18 protein-coding genes are annotated in these 16,856 nt (G+C 67.7%); 5 read left to right on the forward strand and 13 right to left on the reverse strand.

Annotation, left to right across the window (positions count from 1 at the left end):
• Positions 1-6 precede the first annotated feature (6 nt).
• Genes U1H82_RS04205 through U1H82_RS04250 form a run of 10 tightly spaced genes read right to left on the reverse strand, consistent with a single transcriptional unit; the run spans position 7 to position 9,797 of the window.
• Positions 7-738, reverse strand: coding sequence for a 3'(2'),5'-bisphosphate nucleotidase CysQ (locus U1H82_RS04205; RefSeq protein WP_322963651.1), 732 nt, complete (start codon positions 736-738; stop codon positions 7-9).
• The gene (gene cysN, locus U1H82_RS04210; RefSeq protein ID WP_322963652.1) at positions 735-2,648 is read right to left on the reverse strand and encodes a sulfate adenylyltransferase subunit CysN; all 1,914 of its coding nucleotides are present in this window, start codon (positions 2,646-2,648) and stop codon (positions 735-737) included. The genes U1H82_RS04205 and cysN overlap by 4 nt, the downstream gene beginning before the upstream one ends.
• Positions 2,648-3,547, reverse strand: coding sequence for a sulfate adenylyltransferase subunit CysD (gene cysD / locus U1H82_RS04215; protein WP_322963653.1), 900 nt, complete (start codon positions 3,545-3,547; stop codon positions 2,648-2,650). The genes cysN and cysD overlap by 1 nt, the downstream gene beginning before the upstream one ends.
• A gap of 49 nt (positions 3,548-3,596) precedes the next feature.
• Positions 3,597-3,815: a hypothetical protein gene (locus U1H82_RS04220; RefSeq protein ID WP_322963654.1), complete on the reverse strand. Its 219-nt coding sequence runs from the start codon at positions 3,813-3,815 to the stop codon at positions 3,597-3,599.
• A 38-nt stretch (positions 3,816-3,853) separates the two neighbouring features.
• A complete protein-coding gene (locus U1H82_RS04225) occupies positions 3,854-5,107 on the reverse strand; it encodes an N-succinylarginine dihydrolase (RefSeq protein ID WP_322963655.1) in 1,254 nt (417 codons plus the stop codon).
• Positions 5,108-5,112: 5 nt separating this feature from the next.
• Positions 5,113-6,132, reverse strand: a complete 1,020-nt coding sequence (gene astA / locus U1H82_RS04230; RefSeq protein WP_322963656.1) for an arginine N-succinyltransferase — start codon at positions 6,130-6,132, stop codon at positions 5,113-5,115.
• Positions 6,129-7,331, reverse strand: a complete 1,203-nt coding sequence (locus U1H82_RS04235; RefSeq protein WP_322963657.1) for a hydrolase — start codon at positions 7,329-7,331, stop codon at positions 6,129-6,131. The genes astA and U1H82_RS04235 overlap by 4 nt, the downstream gene beginning before the upstream one ends.
• Positions 7,332-7,381: 50 nt before the next feature.
• Positions 7,382-8,293, reverse strand: coding sequence for a DUF481 domain-containing protein (locus U1H82_RS04240; RefSeq protein ID WP_322963658.1), 912 nt, complete (start codon positions 8,291-8,293; stop codon positions 7,382-7,384).
• An 11-nt stretch (positions 8,294-8,304) separates the two neighbouring features.
• Complete coding sequence (locus U1H82_RS04245) at positions 8,305-8,820, reverse strand: RNA pyrophosphohydrolase (RefSeq protein ID WP_322963659.1); 516 nt, start codon at positions 8,818-8,820, stop codon at positions 8,305-8,307.
• Between the two features lie 2 nt (positions 8,821-8,822).
• Entirely contained in the window at positions 8,823-9,797 is a 975-nt protein-coding gene (locus U1H82_RS04250) for an alpha/beta hydrolase (protein WP_322963660.1), read from the reverse strand.
• Positions 9,798-9,816: 19 nt separating this feature from the next.
• On the opposite strand from U1H82_RS04250, the gene U1H82_RS04255 reads away from it, so the two are divergent.
• Positions 9,817-10,740 (forward strand): histone deacetylase family protein, encoded by a 924-nt coding sequence (locus U1H82_RS04255; protein WP_322963791.1) that lies wholly within the window; start codon positions 9,817-9,819, stop codon positions 10,738-10,740.
• 7 nt (positions 10,741-10,747) lie between these two features.
• On the forward strand, positions 10,748-12,118 hold the full coding sequence (locus tag U1H82_RS04260) for a cryptochrome/photolyase family protein (protein ID WP_322963661.1): 1,371 nt from the start codon (positions 10,748-10,750) through the stop codon (positions 12,116-12,118).
• Between the two features lie 16 nt (positions 12,119-12,134).
• On the opposite strand, the gene U1H82_RS04265 is transcribed toward U1H82_RS04260, so the two are convergent.
• From U1H82_RS04265 to U1H82_RS04275, 3 genes are read right to left on the reverse strand one after another with little or no spacing between them, the layout of a single operon-like run.
• Entirely contained in the window at positions 12,135-12,275 is a 141-nt protein-coding gene (locus U1H82_RS04265; RefSeq protein ID WP_082052432.1) for a DUF2256 domain-containing protein, read from the reverse strand.
• Positions 12,275-13,375, reverse strand: coding sequence for a 3-dehydroquinate synthase (gene aroB / locus U1H82_RS04270; protein ID WP_322963662.1), 1,101 nt, complete (start codon positions 13,373-13,375; stop codon positions 12,275-12,277). The genes U1H82_RS04265 and aroB overlap by 1 nt, the downstream gene beginning before the upstream one ends.
• Entirely contained in the window at positions 13,372-13,914 is a 543-nt protein-coding gene (locus U1H82_RS04275) for a shikimate kinase (RefSeq protein WP_322963663.1), read from the reverse strand. Before U1H82_RS04275 ends, aroB begins: the two co-directional genes overlap by 4 nt.
• Before the next feature lie 81 nt (positions 13,915-13,995).
• On the opposite strand from U1H82_RS04275, the gene U1H82_RS04280 reads away from it, so the two are divergent.
• Genes U1H82_RS04280 through U1H82_RS04290 form a run of 3 tightly spaced genes read left to right on the forward strand, consistent with a single transcriptional unit; the run spans position 13,996 to position 16,845 of the window.
• Entirely contained in the window at positions 13,996-14,130 is a 135-nt protein-coding gene (locus U1H82_RS04280; RefSeq protein WP_322963664.1) for a hypothetical protein, read from the forward strand.
• Positions 14,114-15,949: a hypothetical protein gene (locus U1H82_RS04285; RefSeq protein WP_322963665.1), complete on the forward strand. Its 1,836-nt coding sequence runs from the start codon at positions 14,114-14,116 to the stop codon at positions 15,947-15,949. The genes U1H82_RS04280 and U1H82_RS04285 overlap by 17 nt, the downstream gene beginning before the upstream one ends.
• Positions 15,949-16,845, forward strand: coding sequence for a tyrosine-type recombinase/integrase (locus tag U1H82_RS04290; protein WP_322963792.1), 897 nt, complete (start codon positions 15,949-15,951; stop codon positions 16,843-16,845). The genes U1H82_RS04285 and U1H82_RS04290 overlap by 1 nt, the downstream gene beginning before the upstream one ends.
• The last annotated feature ends 11 nt before the right edge of the window (positions 16,846-16,856 follow it).

A 16,856-nucleotide genomic window follows, 5' to 3' on the forward strand; every position in this document is an offset into this window, starting at 1 on the left:
TCTGGCCTAGCCCTGCGCGATCGCTGCCAGCACGGTCGCCGCCACTTCCTGTCGACAGATCAGCAGATCGGGCAGCAAGGGGTTTTCGCAATTATAGACGAGCGGACTGCCATCGATGCGCGAGGCATGGAGGCCCGCCGCCAGCGCGACGGCGGCGGGGGCGCAATTGTCCCACTCATATTGGCCGCCGTCATGCAGATAGACATCGGCGCGGCCCTCGACCACGGCCATCGCCTTGGCGCCCGCCGAGCCCATCGGGATCATGATCGCGCCCAGCCGATCGCCGACGCAGCGTGCGATGTCGGGCGCGCGGCTGCGGCTGACGACGACGCGCAAGCCCGCCGGGCAGGGGGGATGTATGGGGGGCAGGTCGTCGGTGGCGAAGACCTGATCGCGGTCCGGCACCGCCACCGCACCCAGCGCAGGGCGGCCATCGATCGCGAGACCGATATGCACCGCCCATTCGCTCGACCCACCCGCATATTCCCGCGTGCCGTCGAGGGGGTCGACGATCCAGACCCGCTGCGCGGCACAGCGCGCGCGGTCGTCGACCGACTCCTCGGACAGGATGAAATCATCGGGCCGAGCGGCGCGGAGCCGGTCGAGGATCAGCGTGTTCGCATCCCGATCGCCCAGCGCACCCAAGGCGGCGCCGTCCAACCCGCTCGATGCGCGGATGGCCTTCAACAATGCGCCCGCCTCGGTGGCGACGGAGCGGGCGAGTTCGGCGTCGGTCACAGGTCGTAACTCCAGATGCCCAGCACATGTTCGACGATCCGGGCAGCGGCCTGTTCCGCCGTCTCCTTGGTCGTGTCGATGCGGATTTCGGGCCGCTCGGGCGCTTCATAGGGGCTGGAGATGCCCGTGAACTCGGCGATCTCTCCGCTACGCGCCTTGGCATAGAGGCCCTTTACGTCGCGATCCTCGGCAACGGCGAGCGGCGTGTCGATGAAGATCTCGATGAACTCGCCCTTGGGCAGCAGCGCGCGGACCATGTCCCGCTCGGCCTTGAAGGGGGAGATGAAGGCGGTCAGCACGATCAGCCCGGCATCGGCCATCAGCTTGGCGACCTCACCGACGCGGCGGATATTCTCCACCCGGCCTGCTTCCGAGAAATCCAGATCGCGGTTCAGGCCATGGCGGATATTGTCGCCGTCCAGCAGGAAGCTGTGGCGGCCCATGCTGTGGAGCTTCTGCTCGACCAGATTGGCGATGGTCGACTTGCCCGAACCCGACAGGCCGGTGAACCACAGCACCTTGGGGGCCTGGCCCTTCTGCCGGGCATGCGCCTCGCGGGTGATGACCGCCGACTGCCAATGGACGTTCTGGGCGCGGCGCAGCGCATGGTCGATCATGCCCGCCGCGACCGTCGCATTGGTCGCGCGGTCGATCAGGATGAACCCGCCGAGCGCGCTGCCCTTGTCATAAGGCTCGAACACGATCGGCCGGTCCGCATAGACCTCGGCCAGTCCGATATCGTTGAGCGCCAGCGTGTCGGCGGGGCGCTGCTCCTGGCTGTTCACGTCGACCACATAACGTGGCGGCTGCACCGTCGCGCCCACGAGTTGCGTGCCCAGTTTGAGCGAATAGCTGCGCCCCGGCACCAGAGGGGCGTCGGCCATCCAGACGATGGTGGCGACGAACTGATCGGCAATTTCCGGCGGGTCCTCGGCCGCCGCGATCACGTCGCCGCGCGAGCAATCGACCTCTTCGGCCAGCACCAGCGTCACCGCCTCGCCCGCAATCGCCTCGTCCCGGTCACCCTCATAGGTGACGATCCGCGCGATGCTGGTCATCCGGCCCGACGGGGCGATCCGCACCCGGTCGCCGACCGAAACCCGGCCGCTGGCGATCAGCCCCGCAAAGCCGCGAAAGTCGAGGTCGGGCCGGTTGACCCACTGCACCGGCATCCGGAACGACGCCGACACCGCGCGGTCGCCGTCGATCGCCACCGTCTCCAGATGCGGCAGCAGCGGCGGGCCGTCATACCAGGGCATATCGGGCGACGGCGTGGTGACGTTCGCGCCGGTCAGCCCCGACAGCGGAATGGCGGTGAAGCGTTCGATCCCGATGGTCTTCGCGAAAGCCGCATAATCGGCGACGATCGCATCGAAGACCGACTGGTCGTGCCCGACCAGGTCCATCTTGTTGACCGCCAGCACGATCTCCTTGATGCCCACCAGATGCGCCAGATAGCTGTGCCGCCGCGTCTGGGTCAGCACGCCTTTGCGCGCATCGATCAGGATCACGGCGAGATCGGCGGTCGAGGCGCCCGTCACCATGTTGCGGGTATATTGTTCATGGCCCGGCGTGTCGGCGACGATGAACTTGCGCTTCTCTGTCGCGAAAAAGCGATAGGCGACGTCGATGGTGATGCCCTGCTCGCGCTCGGCGGCGAGGCCGTCGACCAGCAGGGCGAAGTCGATGTTCGCGCCTTGCGTGCCGACGCGGCGGCTGTCCGCCTCCAGCTGGCTCAGCTGGTCCTCGAAGATCGTCTTCGAGTCGTAGAGCAGCCGCCCGATCAGCGTCGACTTGCCGTCATCGACCGAGCCGCAGGTGATGAAGCGCAGCATCGACTTGGCGGCATGGGTGGCGAGATAGGCGTCGATATCGGCGGCGATCAGCGCATCGGGTTGATAGGCGGTCATCAGAAATACCCCTCGCGCTTCTTCTTCTCCATGCTGGCCGCCTGATCGTGATCGATCGCGCGTCCCTGCCGCTCGGAGGTGGTGGTCAGCAGCATTTCCTGGATAACCTCGGACAGCGTGGCCGCCTCGCTCTCGACCGCGCCGGTCAGCGGATAGCAGCCCAGCGTGCGGAAGCGGATCGAGCGGTCGACCGGCACCTCGCCGGGCCGCAACTGGAAACGGTCGTCATCGACCATCAGCAGCATGCCGTCGCGCTCGACCGTGGGGCGGGGAGCAGCGAAATAGAGGGGCACGATCTCGATGCCCTCCTGCAGAATATACTGCCAGATATCCAGCTCGGTCCAGTTGGACAGCGGGAAGACGCGGATGCTCTCCCCCTTGTGAATGCGGCTATTGTAGAGGTTCCACAGTTCGGGCCGCTGCGCCTTGGGGTCCCAGCCATGCGCGGCGGAGCGGAAGGAGAAGACACGCTCCTTGGCACGGCTCTTCTCCTCATCACGCCGCGCGCCACCGAACGCCGCGTCATAGCCGCCCGCGGTCAGCGCCTGTTTCAACCCTTCGGTCTTCCACATGTCGGTGTGGCGACTGCCATGGTCGAACGGGTTGATGCCCAGCGCCTCGGCCTCCGGGTTGCGGTGGACGATTAGCTCCATGCCCGCCGCCTCGGCCGCCCGGTCGCGCAGTTCGTACATGGCGCGAAACTTCCAGGTCGTGTCAACGTGGAGCAGCGGGAAGGGCGGTCGCGCCGGAAAAAAGGCTTTCTTGGCAAGGTGCAGCATCACGGCCGAATCCTTGCCGACCGAATAGAGCATCACCGGCCTTTCGGTCTCGGCAACGACTTCGCGGAGGATGTGGATGCTCTCGGCTTCGAGCCGTTGCAGGTGAGTAAGGCCAGTCATCGGATTGTCAGATAATGTCGTCAGCGAACCGCGCGACCAACTTATCCTGTCAATCGCGATAGTCCCGCTCCAGCGAGTCCAGGATGCGCGCGCCGGCCATGAACACCGCGATGGGGCAGGCGGCGAACAGGATTTTGCCCGTAACCCCCGGATAAGCGGTCAGATAATGGGTGCCGCGCTCGACCGCGCCAAGGCCCAGACCATAGATGACCAGGAAAGCCTCGAACTTCGACTTGATCGTGAACAGGGCGACCAGGCGGGACCACATGGCCGCGTTACACCACCGGATCGCCTCGCCGCCAAGGGTCAACCGCTTGCCAAATTGAGACAGTCCAGCTCGGTCAACAGCGCCGTACGCGCTGCCTCGATCGTCGCGATCAGGCCGGGGTCGCCGATAGCGGTCGGGTCGATCGCCTGGGGCCAATGCGCCTCGATGACGGCGGCGATCCGGTCGAGCCGGGCATGATCGACCAGAAAGCGCGGGTCGATGGTTGCCGGATCGGCGACGACGCGCAGGCGCAAACAGGCGGGGCCGCCGCCATTGGCCATCGATTCGCGGACGTTCACCACCTCCAGCCGCCGGATCGGGCCGTTGCCCGCGACATGATCCTGCAGCCAGGACCAGACGGTAGCATTGTCGCGCGCCTCCTGCGGCAGGATCAGCGTCGGTTGGCCATCGGGGGGCGTCACCAGTTGTGCGTTGAACAGATAGGAGGCGATGGCATCCTCCAGGCTGACCTTGTCGGCAGGAACCTCGACGATCTCGACATCGGGCATCAGGCTGCGCAGTTCGGCATGGAAGGTGTCGCGATCGGCAAAGGCCTGTTCGTGCGCGAACAATACCCGCTCATTGGCGACCGCGACCACATCATTGTGGAAGGCTCCGGCCGCGATCGCCGCATCCGACTGGCGTACGAACAGCACGCGATCGGGCGATAGGCGGTGCGCACGAGCAACCGTCTCGCACGCCTCGCGATGCTGGCGCGCGGGGAAGGGGCCGCCGCCCTCACCATAGACGAAAACCTCGACGCCCGGATGGTCATGACCGCTGCACAGCCGCATATGGTTCGCCGCACCCTCGTCGCCGAAGGGCGCGGGCACCGGCGGATGGACGACAAAGGCAGGGTCGGCGAAGATCAGCTTCAACTGGGCGAGCGTCGCAGGCCATTCATGACTGCGATGCGGCATGGTCAGCAGATTGGCGACGGTCAGGTGGCAACGCCCGTCGCCGCTGTCGGGCGCGGGCGAGACGGTCGCGGCATTGGCCGCCCACATGGCCGAGGCCGACAGCGCCTGTGCTTTCAGGACGGGTGAAGCGCTCTCATAATCGGTCGCGAGCCGTCGCAGCCACGCGTGATCGGGCCGGGGGTGCGGCAGCAACAGGCCCTGCACCAACCCCAGATCGAGGTTCGCGCGCATCTTGGCGATGCCCTGAAGCGCGGCGGCACGAGGATGCGAGGTCTTGCCCGCATTGCGGGTGGCGGCCAAATTGCCGTGGCTGAGCCCCGCATAATTGTGGCTGGGCCCGATCAGCCCGTCGAAGTTGATTTCTTTCAGCATGACCCTCACCGATCGATGTGCAGGACGATGTCGTCGATCGTCAGGTCGAGCGTCTCTGCCGTGTCCTGCGAGACGATGATCCCGTCATCACCCTCGCGTATCTCCCCCAGCGCACAGCGGAAGTCGGTCAGCTTGCCGACCGCGATCAACGCCTCGCGGCCCGGCTGTGCCTCGATCCCGACGACCCGGCTTTCGCGCGCGTCGCGGATGGTGCGAACCTGGTCGGTGCGCGCGGTCATGGTCGGGCCGCCATCGAAAATGTCGATATAATGCTCAAAGGCGAAGCCCTCGTTCTCCAGCATCCGCATCGCCGCCCGACCGGACGGGTGGGGCAGGCCGATGGCGGCACGCGCCGTCTCGGTCAGCATCGCGGTGTAGATGGGATGCTTGGGCATCAGATCGGCGATGAACTGGTGGCCATGGATCGCGTTGAACTCGTCCGCCTGCTGGAAATTCATGCCGAAGAAGCGGCCCGCCAGCCCGTCCCAGAAGGGCGATCCGCCCGCCTCGTCGATCACGCCGCGCAGTTCGGCCAGTACCCGGTCGGCAAAGCGCGGGCGGTTGGCGCGCATGAAGAGGTAACGGCTGCGCGCAAGCAGCAGGCCCAGGCCGCCTGCGCGCTCGCCCGGATGGAGGAACAGCCCACCGACCTCGCTCGCGCCCTCCAGATCGGTGGTCAGCGATAGCATCTCGGCGCGGAAGGTGCGGTCGAGCTCGCGGCTATGCTGGGTCAGCGTGCCGATGCGATAGCTGTAGAAAGGGTGCTTCTGCCCGACATGGGTGAAGATCTGGCAGGTGCCGCGCACCTCGCCGGTCTTGCGGTCCTCCAGCATCAGGACGAACAGCTCGTCCTTCACCTTGCCGTCGCCGTCCCCGGCAAAGGCGGCGTGGCTGCGCGCCAGCTTGGCGGTCAGCGCACGGCGGTCGGGGGGCAGGTTGGTGAAGCCGCCGCCGGTCAGCTTGGCCATTTCATAAAGGTGACGAAGGTCGCTATCGACGGCGGGACGGATGCAAAAGCTGCTCATGCGGCCCCGATGATGCGCAGAATGGTCAGCGCCGACAAGCCTGCGCGTTCGGGAAGGCTGTCGATCAGCATATATTCGTCCGAAGAGTGGATCGCGCCGCCGCGAACCCCCATGGTGTCGACGACCGGTACGCCCGCCGCCGCGATATTATTGCCGTCGCACACCCCGCCGGTCGCGCGCCAGCCGATCGTCAGGCCCAGATCGGCCCCGGCTGCGCGAACCGTTTCGAACAGCGCGGCGGCGCCGTCGTCGATCGGCTTGGGCGGGCGATTGAAGCTGCCATGCACCGCGACGTCGACGTCATGGTCGGCGGCGATCCGCTCGGCAATGGCCTTCATCGCCGGGCCGGTCCGCTCGATCGCGGCCAGTGCGCGCGGGCGGAAATTGACGTGGAGCATGGCAAGGTCCGGCACGACATTGTTCGGGCCGCCGCCGTCGATCCGCGCCGGGTTCACCGTGATGTCGTCGGCGGCGAGCTGTGCCAGTTCCACCGTGATCCGCGCGGCAGCGACGATGGCGTTGCGCCCCTCTTCCGGGTTGCGGCCCGCATGCGCACTGCGTCCGCGCACGACGATGGTGAAATTGCCGGTCCCTCCGCGTGCCCCCGCCAGCGTGCCGTCGGGCAGCGCGGGTTCATAGGTCAGCGCGGCGACCTTGCCGCTCGCGCATCGAGCGATCAGCGCGGCGGAGGAGGCCGATCCCGTTTCCTCGTCCGAATTGATGAGCACGTCATAGCCCAGCCGCTCGGCCACCGGGCTGGCCTCTACCGCCGTCAGTGCGGCGAGCAACACCGCAAGGCCCCCCTTCATGTCCGCGACGCCCGGCCCGCCGAGCCGGTTGGCGTCGAGCCGCGTCACCGCCTGGAACGGATGATTGATCGGATAGACGGTGTCCATATGGCCGGTGAACAGCATCCGCCGGGGCGCCTCGGGGCGGACGGACAGCAGCAGATGGCGGCCATGCGGCAGGGCCGAGGGGCGGCCATCGGCACCGATCCGCTCGACCGGCTCGGGCTCGACCAGCGTCAGCGCGCCCGGCAGCGTGCCGAATTGCGCGGCCAGATGCTCGGCCATGGTAGCCAGCCCGGCAAGGTTGCGCGTTCCGCTGTTGACCGCGCTCCAGCGCTCCACCAGTGGCAACATGGGATAAGAAGCGGCGGCCGCCACGGCGTCCCGCTCGATCGTGTTCAATCTCTCCATGGCCGCAATCTAGGCCATGGATGCTACAAAGGTGAACCCCTTGGTGGCGATTAGAAGCTGTAGACCAGCGAGGCGCGGCTGATCGTGTCGGTCGTCCGGCGGCCGGCGGGCGGCTCGCTTTCATATTGGACGTTATAGGACAGCGCCGCCGAGAGTGGGCCGAACAGCTTGGCATTCAGGGCCGAGTTGGTGCTGACCGTGCTGTTGAATTTCTGCACATAGGCCGAGGCAACCTGGTTGAACGACACCGCCGGGGTCAGCTTCCACACGAAGTTCAGGTTGCCGCGCGCCGCCAGCGCGCTTTCGATCCGGCCGTCGGTGAACTCGGTATGCCGGAACGCCGGGCCCAGTTCGACGTCCAGCGTCATGCGGGGCTTGCGGATCGCGCTGTAGCCCGCACCGCCCGATGCCGAGAAGCGGTTGAAATAACCGAGGAACCGGTCGCTTTCATATTGCGCCGAGCCATAGACGTAGTTGTTGGCGCTCAGCTTGTAATTGGGTTCGTAGGACGCGACATAATGTTCGCGGCTGACGATATTGGCGCTTTCCTGATAATCGCCCTGCAAATGGATCTTGTGCCGCCATTGCAGCCCCTCGCGGGTCAGGTCCAGGACGCCGGTCAGGCCGATATTCTGGCTGTTGCCCGTGGTCGCGAAGCCGCCCAGTTCGACCCGGCCATGCCACAGGTCGAAAAAGGTCGCCTCGCGCAGGGTCCGGCTGCGGCTCGCGGTCTTTTCGTCGCGCCAGACATCGGCCATCGCGTCGATCGCGTCGGCGGCCTGGGGCACTGCGTTGCGCGCATATTTGACGACCGTCGTGATCTCGGTTTCGTTCCCGCTGGCGATCGCGGCCTCCAGCATCGCGCGGATCGGGGGTGGGATCAGCGCCGGATCGGGGTCGTTGGGATCGGCATTGGCAAGCAGGCCCAGTGCCATCGGGATCAGCAGCAGCCGCGTCTTCATGGCCCGGTGCCTTACCCCTTCGCCCCGTCGGCGGAAATGGCACGGTCGCCATGCGGTGCGGCGAAATGCTCCGCGAAGACGACCAGCAGTTCCTCATACAGCGCCTTTTTGAACGGCACGATCATCGCGGGCAGCGTCTCGGGCTCGGCCCAGCGCCAGGCACGAAATTCGGGATGCTCGGTGTCGATGCGGATGTCGCCGTCCTCGCCCAGAAAGCGATAGAGGAACCAGATCTGCCGCTGGCCGCGCCACTTGCCCTTCCACACCTTGCCGATCATATCCTCGGGCAGGTCATAGGTGAGTTCGTGCGGCGCGCGGGCGATCAGCTCGACCTTGTCGGCGGTGACCCCGGTTTCCTCGAACAGTTCGCGCAAGGCGGCCGCATCGGCCTCCTCGCCGGGATCGATACCGCCCTGCGGCAGCTGCCATGCCTCCAGCGTCGAATCGATCCGCTGGCCGACAAAGACCCGGCCGTCGCGGTTCATCAGGATGACGCCCGCGCAGGGGCGATAGGGAAGGTCGGTCATCGTCATTGTCCCATCGGGCGGATGCCCTGCGCCTCCACGATCATGGCCTTCAACGCAAGCAGGAATGCGGTGAGATCGGCAACGCCCGAGGGGATCGCCTTGCGCAGCGTCGCAAAGCCATGGATCGTGCCGCGCGCCTCCTGGAAGGTCACCGGCACACCCGCCCGGATCAGGGCGGCGGCATAGGCGCGGCCCTGGTCGCGGATCGGATCGCATTCGGCGGTGGCGATCACGGCGGGCGGCATGGCGGTCAGCTCCCCCCGCATCGGCGCGGCGCGGATATCGCCCAGATCGGCGGCATAGCAGGCGACGAACCAGTCGAGCATCGCGCGGGTCAGGAAATAACCCTCGGCGAAATCGCGCAGGGAAGGATGCGCGCGCGCCATATCGGCGGCCGGATAGAGCAGGCCTTGTGCGATCACCGCCGCCGCCGCGGGCCGGTCACGCAAGCTCATCGCGGTGACGGTGGCGAGGGTGCCCCCGGCGCTGTCCCCCATCACGATCAGGCCGGTCGTGTCCGGTTGTTCGGCCAGCCAGCGCGCCGCCGCCTCGCAATCGTCAGGCGCGGCGGGCCAGGGATGTTCGGGGGCAAGCCGATAGCCGATCGACACGACTGGCAAATCCAGCGCGCGCGCGATCTCGGCGGCGAGCGGCGCATGGGTGTCCACGTCACCGATCACGAAGCCGCCGCCATGGAAGAACAGCACGACCGGCCCCGGCGCGCGCCGATCGCGCGGATCGAAGCGCCGCGCGGGGATCGGTCCTGCCGGGCCCTCGATCGTGAACGTCTCGTCAAGCCCCAGTGGGCCGATCGGCGGATCGGTCAGGTCGCGGGCCGCCCGCATCATCGCCCGCGCGGCTTCGGGGCCCAGCTCCTGCTGGGGTGGGCCGGGTAGACGGTTATAATAGCCGAGGAAGCGCCCGACATCGGCACGCAGTTCGGGCAGCGGGGCCGGGGCCCTCCTATCGCGGGTCATGGCTCCCTACCTAGGGGCGATGATCCATGTCGTCCATCACCCGGCCTATGTGACCGAAGCACCGGCGCGTTCGACCTATCGCTGGGGCAAGAACGGGGCGATCCGCGATCTCCTGCGTGCGCGGGGCGATGCGATGGCGTGGACCGAGCCCGAGTTGATCCCGCCCGTCTGGCTGGAGGCCGTGCACGACCCCGACTATGTTGCCGAAGTATTGGAGGCGCGGGTGCCGCCGGACAAGACCCGGCGGATCGGCTTTCCGGTGACCGAGCAGGTCGCCCATCGCGCGCGGGCGGTGCCGGGTGGGACCTGGACCGCCGCGCTGCTGGCGCTGCGTCACGGCTTTGCCGCGAATACCGCCGGGGGCAGCCATCACGCGCTCGCCAATACGGGCGCAGGCTACTGCGTGTTCAACGATCTGGCCGTCGCGGCGGTTCGGCTGGTCGAGGAGGGCGTCGTCGGGCGGGTCGCGATCGTCGATTGCGACGTGCATCAGGGCGACGGCACCGCTGCCCTGACCGCCGGGCGCAGCGATATCGTCACCTATTCCATCCATGCCGAGAAGAATTTCCCGGCGAGGAAGGCGCGCTCGACCCTGGATGTCGGACTGGCCGACGGGGTCGATGATGCAGCCTATCTGGCGCAACTCGAAGCCACGCTGATCCCGTTTCTCGACGAGCATCGCCCCGATATCATCCTGTATCAGGCGGGCGTCGATCCGTTCGTCGATGACCGGTTGGGACGGCTCTCGCTGAGTCAGGATGGGTTGATCGCACGCGAACATCGGATCGCCGATCTGGCGTTCGCACGGGGCCTGCCGCTCGCCAGTACGGTGGGCGGCGGCTATGGCGACGACGTGATGGCCATTGCCGAACGGCATGTGACGGCCATTCTTACGCTGGGTGAAAGACTGTCCCATCGGAACCTGGCGGGAGTCGAAGCGTAGCGGCTGGATGACAGCTTCCCCCTCGATCCTGTGGTTTCGCCAGGATCTTCGCCTTCACGATCAACCCGCGCTCCTAGCGGCGGCAGACGCGGGGCCGGTCATCCCCGTCTATATCCTGGACGATGAAACACCGGGCGACTGGCGGATGGGCGCGGCGCAGCGCTGGTGGCTGCACCATAGCCTGACCGCGCTGGCCGAGGATTTGAAGGACCTGGACAGCCGCCTGATCCTGCGTCGGGGCAGGGCGGTCGAGACCTTGCGCGCGCTGATGGACGAAACGGGCGCGACGGATATCCATGCCATCCGCCATTACGAACCCTGGTGGCGTCAGGCGGAGCAGGCGCTGGAGGACTGCCTCCACCTGCATGACGGCAATCATCTCGCGCGGCCGGAACTGGTGACGACGGGCAGCGGCAAGCCCTTCCGCATCTACTCGGCCTTCTGGAAGGGGTTGCAGGGACATATGCCGCCCGAGCATCCGTATGAGGCGCCCGAAGCTCTGACCGCCCCTGCGCATTGGCCGAGGAGCGAGACGTTGGCCGACTGGGCGTTGCGGCCGACCAAACCCGATTGGTCGACGGGGTTCGGGCAGGACTGGACCCCCGGCGAAGCGGCGGCGCGGGAGCGGATGGCCGATTTCGGCGAGAAAGCCGCCGCCTATGACCATGCGCGCAACATGCCCTCGGAGGAGGGCAGTTCGCGCCTGTCCCCGCATCTCCACTTCGGCGAGGTGTCGCCGCGCGCGGTCTGGCACGCGCTCGACCGGCATGGGGATACCGAGACGTTCCGCAAGGAACTGGCGTGGCGCGACTTTACCGACGGGGTCGTCATGGCGCTGCCCGACTATGCGGATCGCAACGGTCGTGACGCCTTCGACACGATGCCATGGCGCAAAGGGCCGGAGGCGGAAGCCGATCTGAAGGCCTGGCAGCAGGGCCGCACCGGCTATCCCATCGTCGATGCCGGGATGCGCCAGCTCTGGGCGACCGGCTGGATGCACAATCGCGTCCGGATGATCGCGGCGTCCTTCCTCATCAAGCATCTGCTGATCGACTGGCGTCAAGGCGAGCGCTGGTTCTGGGACTGTCTGATCGATGCCGATTACGGGAATAATTCGGTCAACTGGCAATGGGTGGCAGGCACGGGCATCGATTCGAACATGTTCGGCCGGATCATGGCGCCGCTCAGCCAGTCGGAGAAGTTCGAGGCGGGCGACTATATCCGCGAATGGGTGCCGGAACTGAAAGACGTGTCCGACGCCGCCATCCACGATCCCGATGACGCCGGATGTCGGCCCAAGGCCTATCCCGCCAAGATCATCGGCCACCGCGAGGGGCGCGAACGGGCGCTGGCCGCGTCGAGGGCGATGCGCGGTTAGCGGTGGGTCGGGCGCCCTACCGCTTCCTGCGGCAGGCGTCCGAACAATAGACCACCTGCTCCCAATCCCGCGCCCATTTCTTGCGCCAGGTGAAGGGGCGTCCGCAGGCCGGGCAGGTCTTGCTCGGCAGATCCTGTTTGCGGACGCCGTTGGGCATCAGCGGGGTTCCGTGTCCAGGAACGCGGTCACGTCGCCCAGGTCGACCGTCTTGTCGAGATAGGTCTGTCCGATCCCGCGCGCGAGCAGGAAGGGCAGGGTGCCCGCCACCATCTTCTTGTCGTGCTTCATATGCTCGACCAACGTCGCGGACGGTGCATCGATCCCGGCGGCGGCGAGGCCATCGGGCAGACCGACCGCGCGCAGATGCGCCGCGACCCGCTCGGCATCCTGTCGTTCGCAAAGCCCCTTGCGCACCGAATAGCGGAAGGCGAGCGCGCAGCCCGCCGCCACCCCCTCACCGTGGAGCAACCGGTCGGAGAAGCCTGCCTCCGCCTCCAGCGCATGGCCGAAGGTGTGGCCCAGATTGAGGAGCGCGCGGATGCCGTTCGTCTCATGCTCGTCCGCCGCCACGATCCGCGCCTTGGCGGCGACCGAATGGGCGATGGCGTGGGCGCGGGCCGCGGCGTCGCCCGCCAGCAGCGCAGGCGCGTTCGTCTCGCACCATTCGAAAAAGGCGAAGTCGTCGATCAGGCCGTATTTGACGACCTCGGCATAACCGGCGCGGACCTGCCGCGCGGGCAGGGTATCGAGCACGTCCGGGTCGATCAGCACCATGGCGGGCTGATGGAAGGCGCCGATCAGGTTCTTGCCCGCCGAGGTATTGATCGCGGTCTTGCCGCCCACCGACGAATCGACCTGCGACAACAGGGTCGTCGGGATTTGCACGAAGCGGCAGCCGCGCTTGACGATCGAGCAGGCGAAACCGACCAGATCGCCGACCACCCCGCCACCCAGCGCGATGACATGATCCGCCCGCTCGATGCCCAGGTCCAGCAGCCGGTCGCAGACATGCTCCAGCATCGCCCAGCTCTTGGTCTTCTCCCCCGGCGGCAGGATGATCGCCTCGCTCTCGACGCCCGCTGCGCTCAGCGCGGCCTGAAGCACCGCCAGATGTGGCCCGACATTCTCGTCCGTCACGATCGCCATCCGTCGCCCGCGCGACAGGGGCGCGAGATAATCGGCGGCGCGGGTCAGCAACCCGCCCGCGATATGGATGGGATAGCTGCGGTCGCCCAGCGACACGGTGACGGTCTTCATCGTCCGATGGCTTTCAGAATGGCGTTGACGGTGGCTTCATGCGGCCCCCGCTTGCTCGAGACATGGATGGGGGCGAGCGAATAGATCGGGTTGCGCTGTGCGGCGAGGTCGCGAAGCACCTTCAACGGGTCCTTGCCGCGTAGAAGGGGCCGGGTGTCGCGCCGCTTGACCCGTTCGGCCAGCACTTCGGGGCTGGCGTTCAGCCAGATGGCGGTCGCCTGTTCCAGGATCAGCGCGCGGGTCTCGTCGTTGATGAACGCGCCGCCGCCGGTCGCGATCACCTTGGGACGGCCATCGACCAGCCGGGCGATCACCCGGCGTTCGCCGTCGCGGAAATAGGGTTCGCCGAATTGTTCGAAGATTTCGGCGACGCTCATGCCGGCGGCTTGCTCGATCGCGTGGTCGGCATCGACGAAGGGCACGCGCAACCGATTCGCCAGACGGCGGCCCACGGTCGACTTGCCCACGCCCATCAGACCGACGAGCACGATGGGCGACCCGTTCCAGCTTGCATCTACAGGGTTGTGGCTTTGCAACATTGCGCTCTGCGCTATACAGCGGGCGCGCGCCCGGCAACACCGGCCGGGCTTTCACGGGTCCATTATAAGGTTTTGCGTTTCATGTCCCGTATGGTCGTTTCGCTCATCGTCCTCCTTGTCATCGTCGTCGGCGGGCTGGTCCTGCTCTCGGGCCGGGCGACCGAACGGCCGACCACCCAGGTCGAAAAGGCGGTCTCGCTTGGCAATCTGCAATAAGCGGGGCGGCGCTTTTCGCCACCTGCCCAGGGCCGTCGCCCTGCTGATGGTCGGGGCCGCCGCGATCGCGGCGGCGCAGGACCGTCCCGAATCACTGCTGCCCCCCGGCTTCGGCCAACCCGCCGCGCAGCCCAGCGCCCGGCCGACGTCGCGCCCGACCCCGCGTGCCGCCCCCGGCACGGGGGGCGCGACACCCGTTGCCGCGCCGACGCCTGCGCCGACCCCGGCGTCCGCCGATCCGGTGGGCGCGCTGCTGGATTCGCTGGCGACGCCCGTTCCCACCTCGACCCCGTCGCCGACGCCGACCATGGATGCGGCGACCCTGGCCGAATATGAACTGCCCGCCTCCGCCCGGCGGTCGCTGGCCGTGGTCGGCCCGGCCGGACCGCGCGAGGGTGCGCTCGACCAGAATGTCTTTGCCGGAGTGGACGGCCGCTTCGCCGAGGTGCTGATGCGGCGCCTGTCGGCACCCTTGCCGTCGCGCTGGACCTCGATCCTGCTCCGCCGGGCGCTCGCCGCGCGGATGGTGACGCCGCGCGGGGTGAACGGCGCGGACTTCGCCGCCGAACGTGCCTGGCTGCTCCTGCGCATGGGCGAGGCCGAGGTGGCGCGTGCGGTCGTCCAGTCGGTCGATCCGGCCAATTATACGCCCAAGCTCTATCAGGTCGCGATGAACGCGCTGCTCGCCTCCAGCGACCCTGCGGGGCTGTGCCCGCTGGCCGATCGCGGGGCGGCCGTGACGGGGATGAACGGCTATCGGCTGGCCCAGGGCTGGTGCGCGGCGCTGGCCGGGGACGGCGCGCGGGGCACGTCGGTCGTCAAGCAACTCCGCCGCCAGCGGGTCGCCGAGGATATCGACCTGAAGCTGGCCGAAAAGCTGATGGGCGCAGGCGCCGCGCGCAAGGCGGTGAGCGTCGATTGGGGCGGGGCCGACCGGCTGACCGTCTGGCGCTTCGGTCTGGCGACGGCGACCGGCGTGACGGTGCCGCCAGACTATCTGTCCTATGTCGGGCCGCAGGTGCGCGGCTGGCTGGCGACCTCGGCCGCCGTACCCGCCACCGAGCGGGCCGGGGTGGTCGATCAGGCCGCGACGCTGGGCGTGATCTCCAACGCCGCGCTGGTCGATTTCTATTCGGCCCTGGCGGATGACGATCAGGTGAGCCGCGCCCAGGGGGCGATCGCCAACGACCTGCGCAATGCCTATGCCGCCGGGGACGAAGGTCAGCGGCTGTCGGCGATCCGTTCGCTCTGGGGCGACGACGCACGCACGCCCTATGGGCGGCTGGTGCTGACCGCGCGGGCGGCGGCGCGTCTGCCCGTCGTGGCGGACGGGAGCGAGGCCGATCGGCTGGTGGCCTCGATGCTGTCCGCTGGGCTGGATCGCAGCGCGGCGCGTTGGCGCGGTGCGGCCAAACAGGGGAGCGATGCCTGGGCGATGATCCTGCTGAGCGATCCCGACCAGCAAGGTCCGATCGCCTATGACCAGGTCACCAATTACGGCAGTGATGCGCTGAAGCAGCGGATGTTCTTTGCCGGACTGGCGGGGCTCGGCCGTCTGTCGCGTGGCGATATCGAAAAGGGCGCCGAGGCGCTCGACGTGCGGGTCGGCCAGCGCAATGCCTGGACCGAGGCGCTGGATCAGGCGGTGGCGGACGAACAGACCGGTCTGGTCGTGCTGCTCTGCGCGGTGGGGATGCAGACGGGCGATTGGCGCGGCGTGCCGCCCCAGGCGCTGTACCGGATCGTCGAGGCGCTGCGTTCGGTCGGGCTGGAGCCCGAGGCGCGGATGATCGCGGCGGAGGCGATCGCGCGGACATGATGTCGCGCGACGCCGCACTGGTCGACCGCTTCCTCGAGATGATGGCGGCCGAGGCGGGGGCGGCGGGCAACACGCTGGCGGCCTATCGCTCCGACCTGCGGCTCTCGGCCGAGGCGATGGACGGGCTCGCCGAGGCCGACGAGGCGGCGCTGCGGGCCTTGGCCGAGGGCTGGTCGTCGCTCGCCAATGCCACCGTCGCGCGCAAGGCGGCGGCGCTGCGGCGTTTCTATGCCTTTCTGCATGAGGAAGGGCTGCGCAGCGACGATCCATCCTCGGTCCTGCCGCGCCCCGGCCAGCGGCGTGCGCTGCCCAAGATACTCAGCCATGCCGATATCGACCGGTTGTTCGCCGCGATCGCCGAGCGGACGGGGGCCGCGCATCCCAGCCCGAACGACCTCCGGCTCGCCGCGCTGGTGGAACTGCTATACGGATCGGGTCTGCGCGCCAGCGAGCTCGTCGCTCTTCCGCGCAATGCCGTCCATCCCGACCGCCCCTTTCTGATCCTGAAGGGCAAGGGCGGGGTCGAGCGGATGGTGCCGATCTCTGACCGAGCGCGCGGGGCGGTGGCGGCGTGGCGGGTGCATGTTCCAGCCGACACGCTCTGGCTCTTTCCCGGCGGGAAGCGGCATCTCACCCGCATCCGCCTCTATCAGCTTATCAAGGCCTTGGCGGCCGAAGCGGGCATTCCGCCCGACCGGGTCAGCCCGCATGTGTTGCGCCACGCCTTCGCCACCCATCTGCTCGGTGGCGGGGCGGACCTGCGCGCGGTGCAGGCGATGCTGGGTCATGCCGATATCGCGACGACCGAGATATACACCCATGTCGAGGCGGCGCGACTGGTCGAACTGGTCAACACCCGCCACCCGCTCGTTGATTTTCGGACAAACCACCCTTAGGCGCTAGCCCC

Source organism: Sphingomonas fuzhouensis (genome assembly GCF_034659795.1).
In the GTDB taxonomy this organism is placed as follows: Bacteria; Pseudomonadota; Alphaproteobacteria; order Sphingomonadales; family Sphingomonadaceae; genus Sphingomonas; species Sphingomonas fuzhouensis.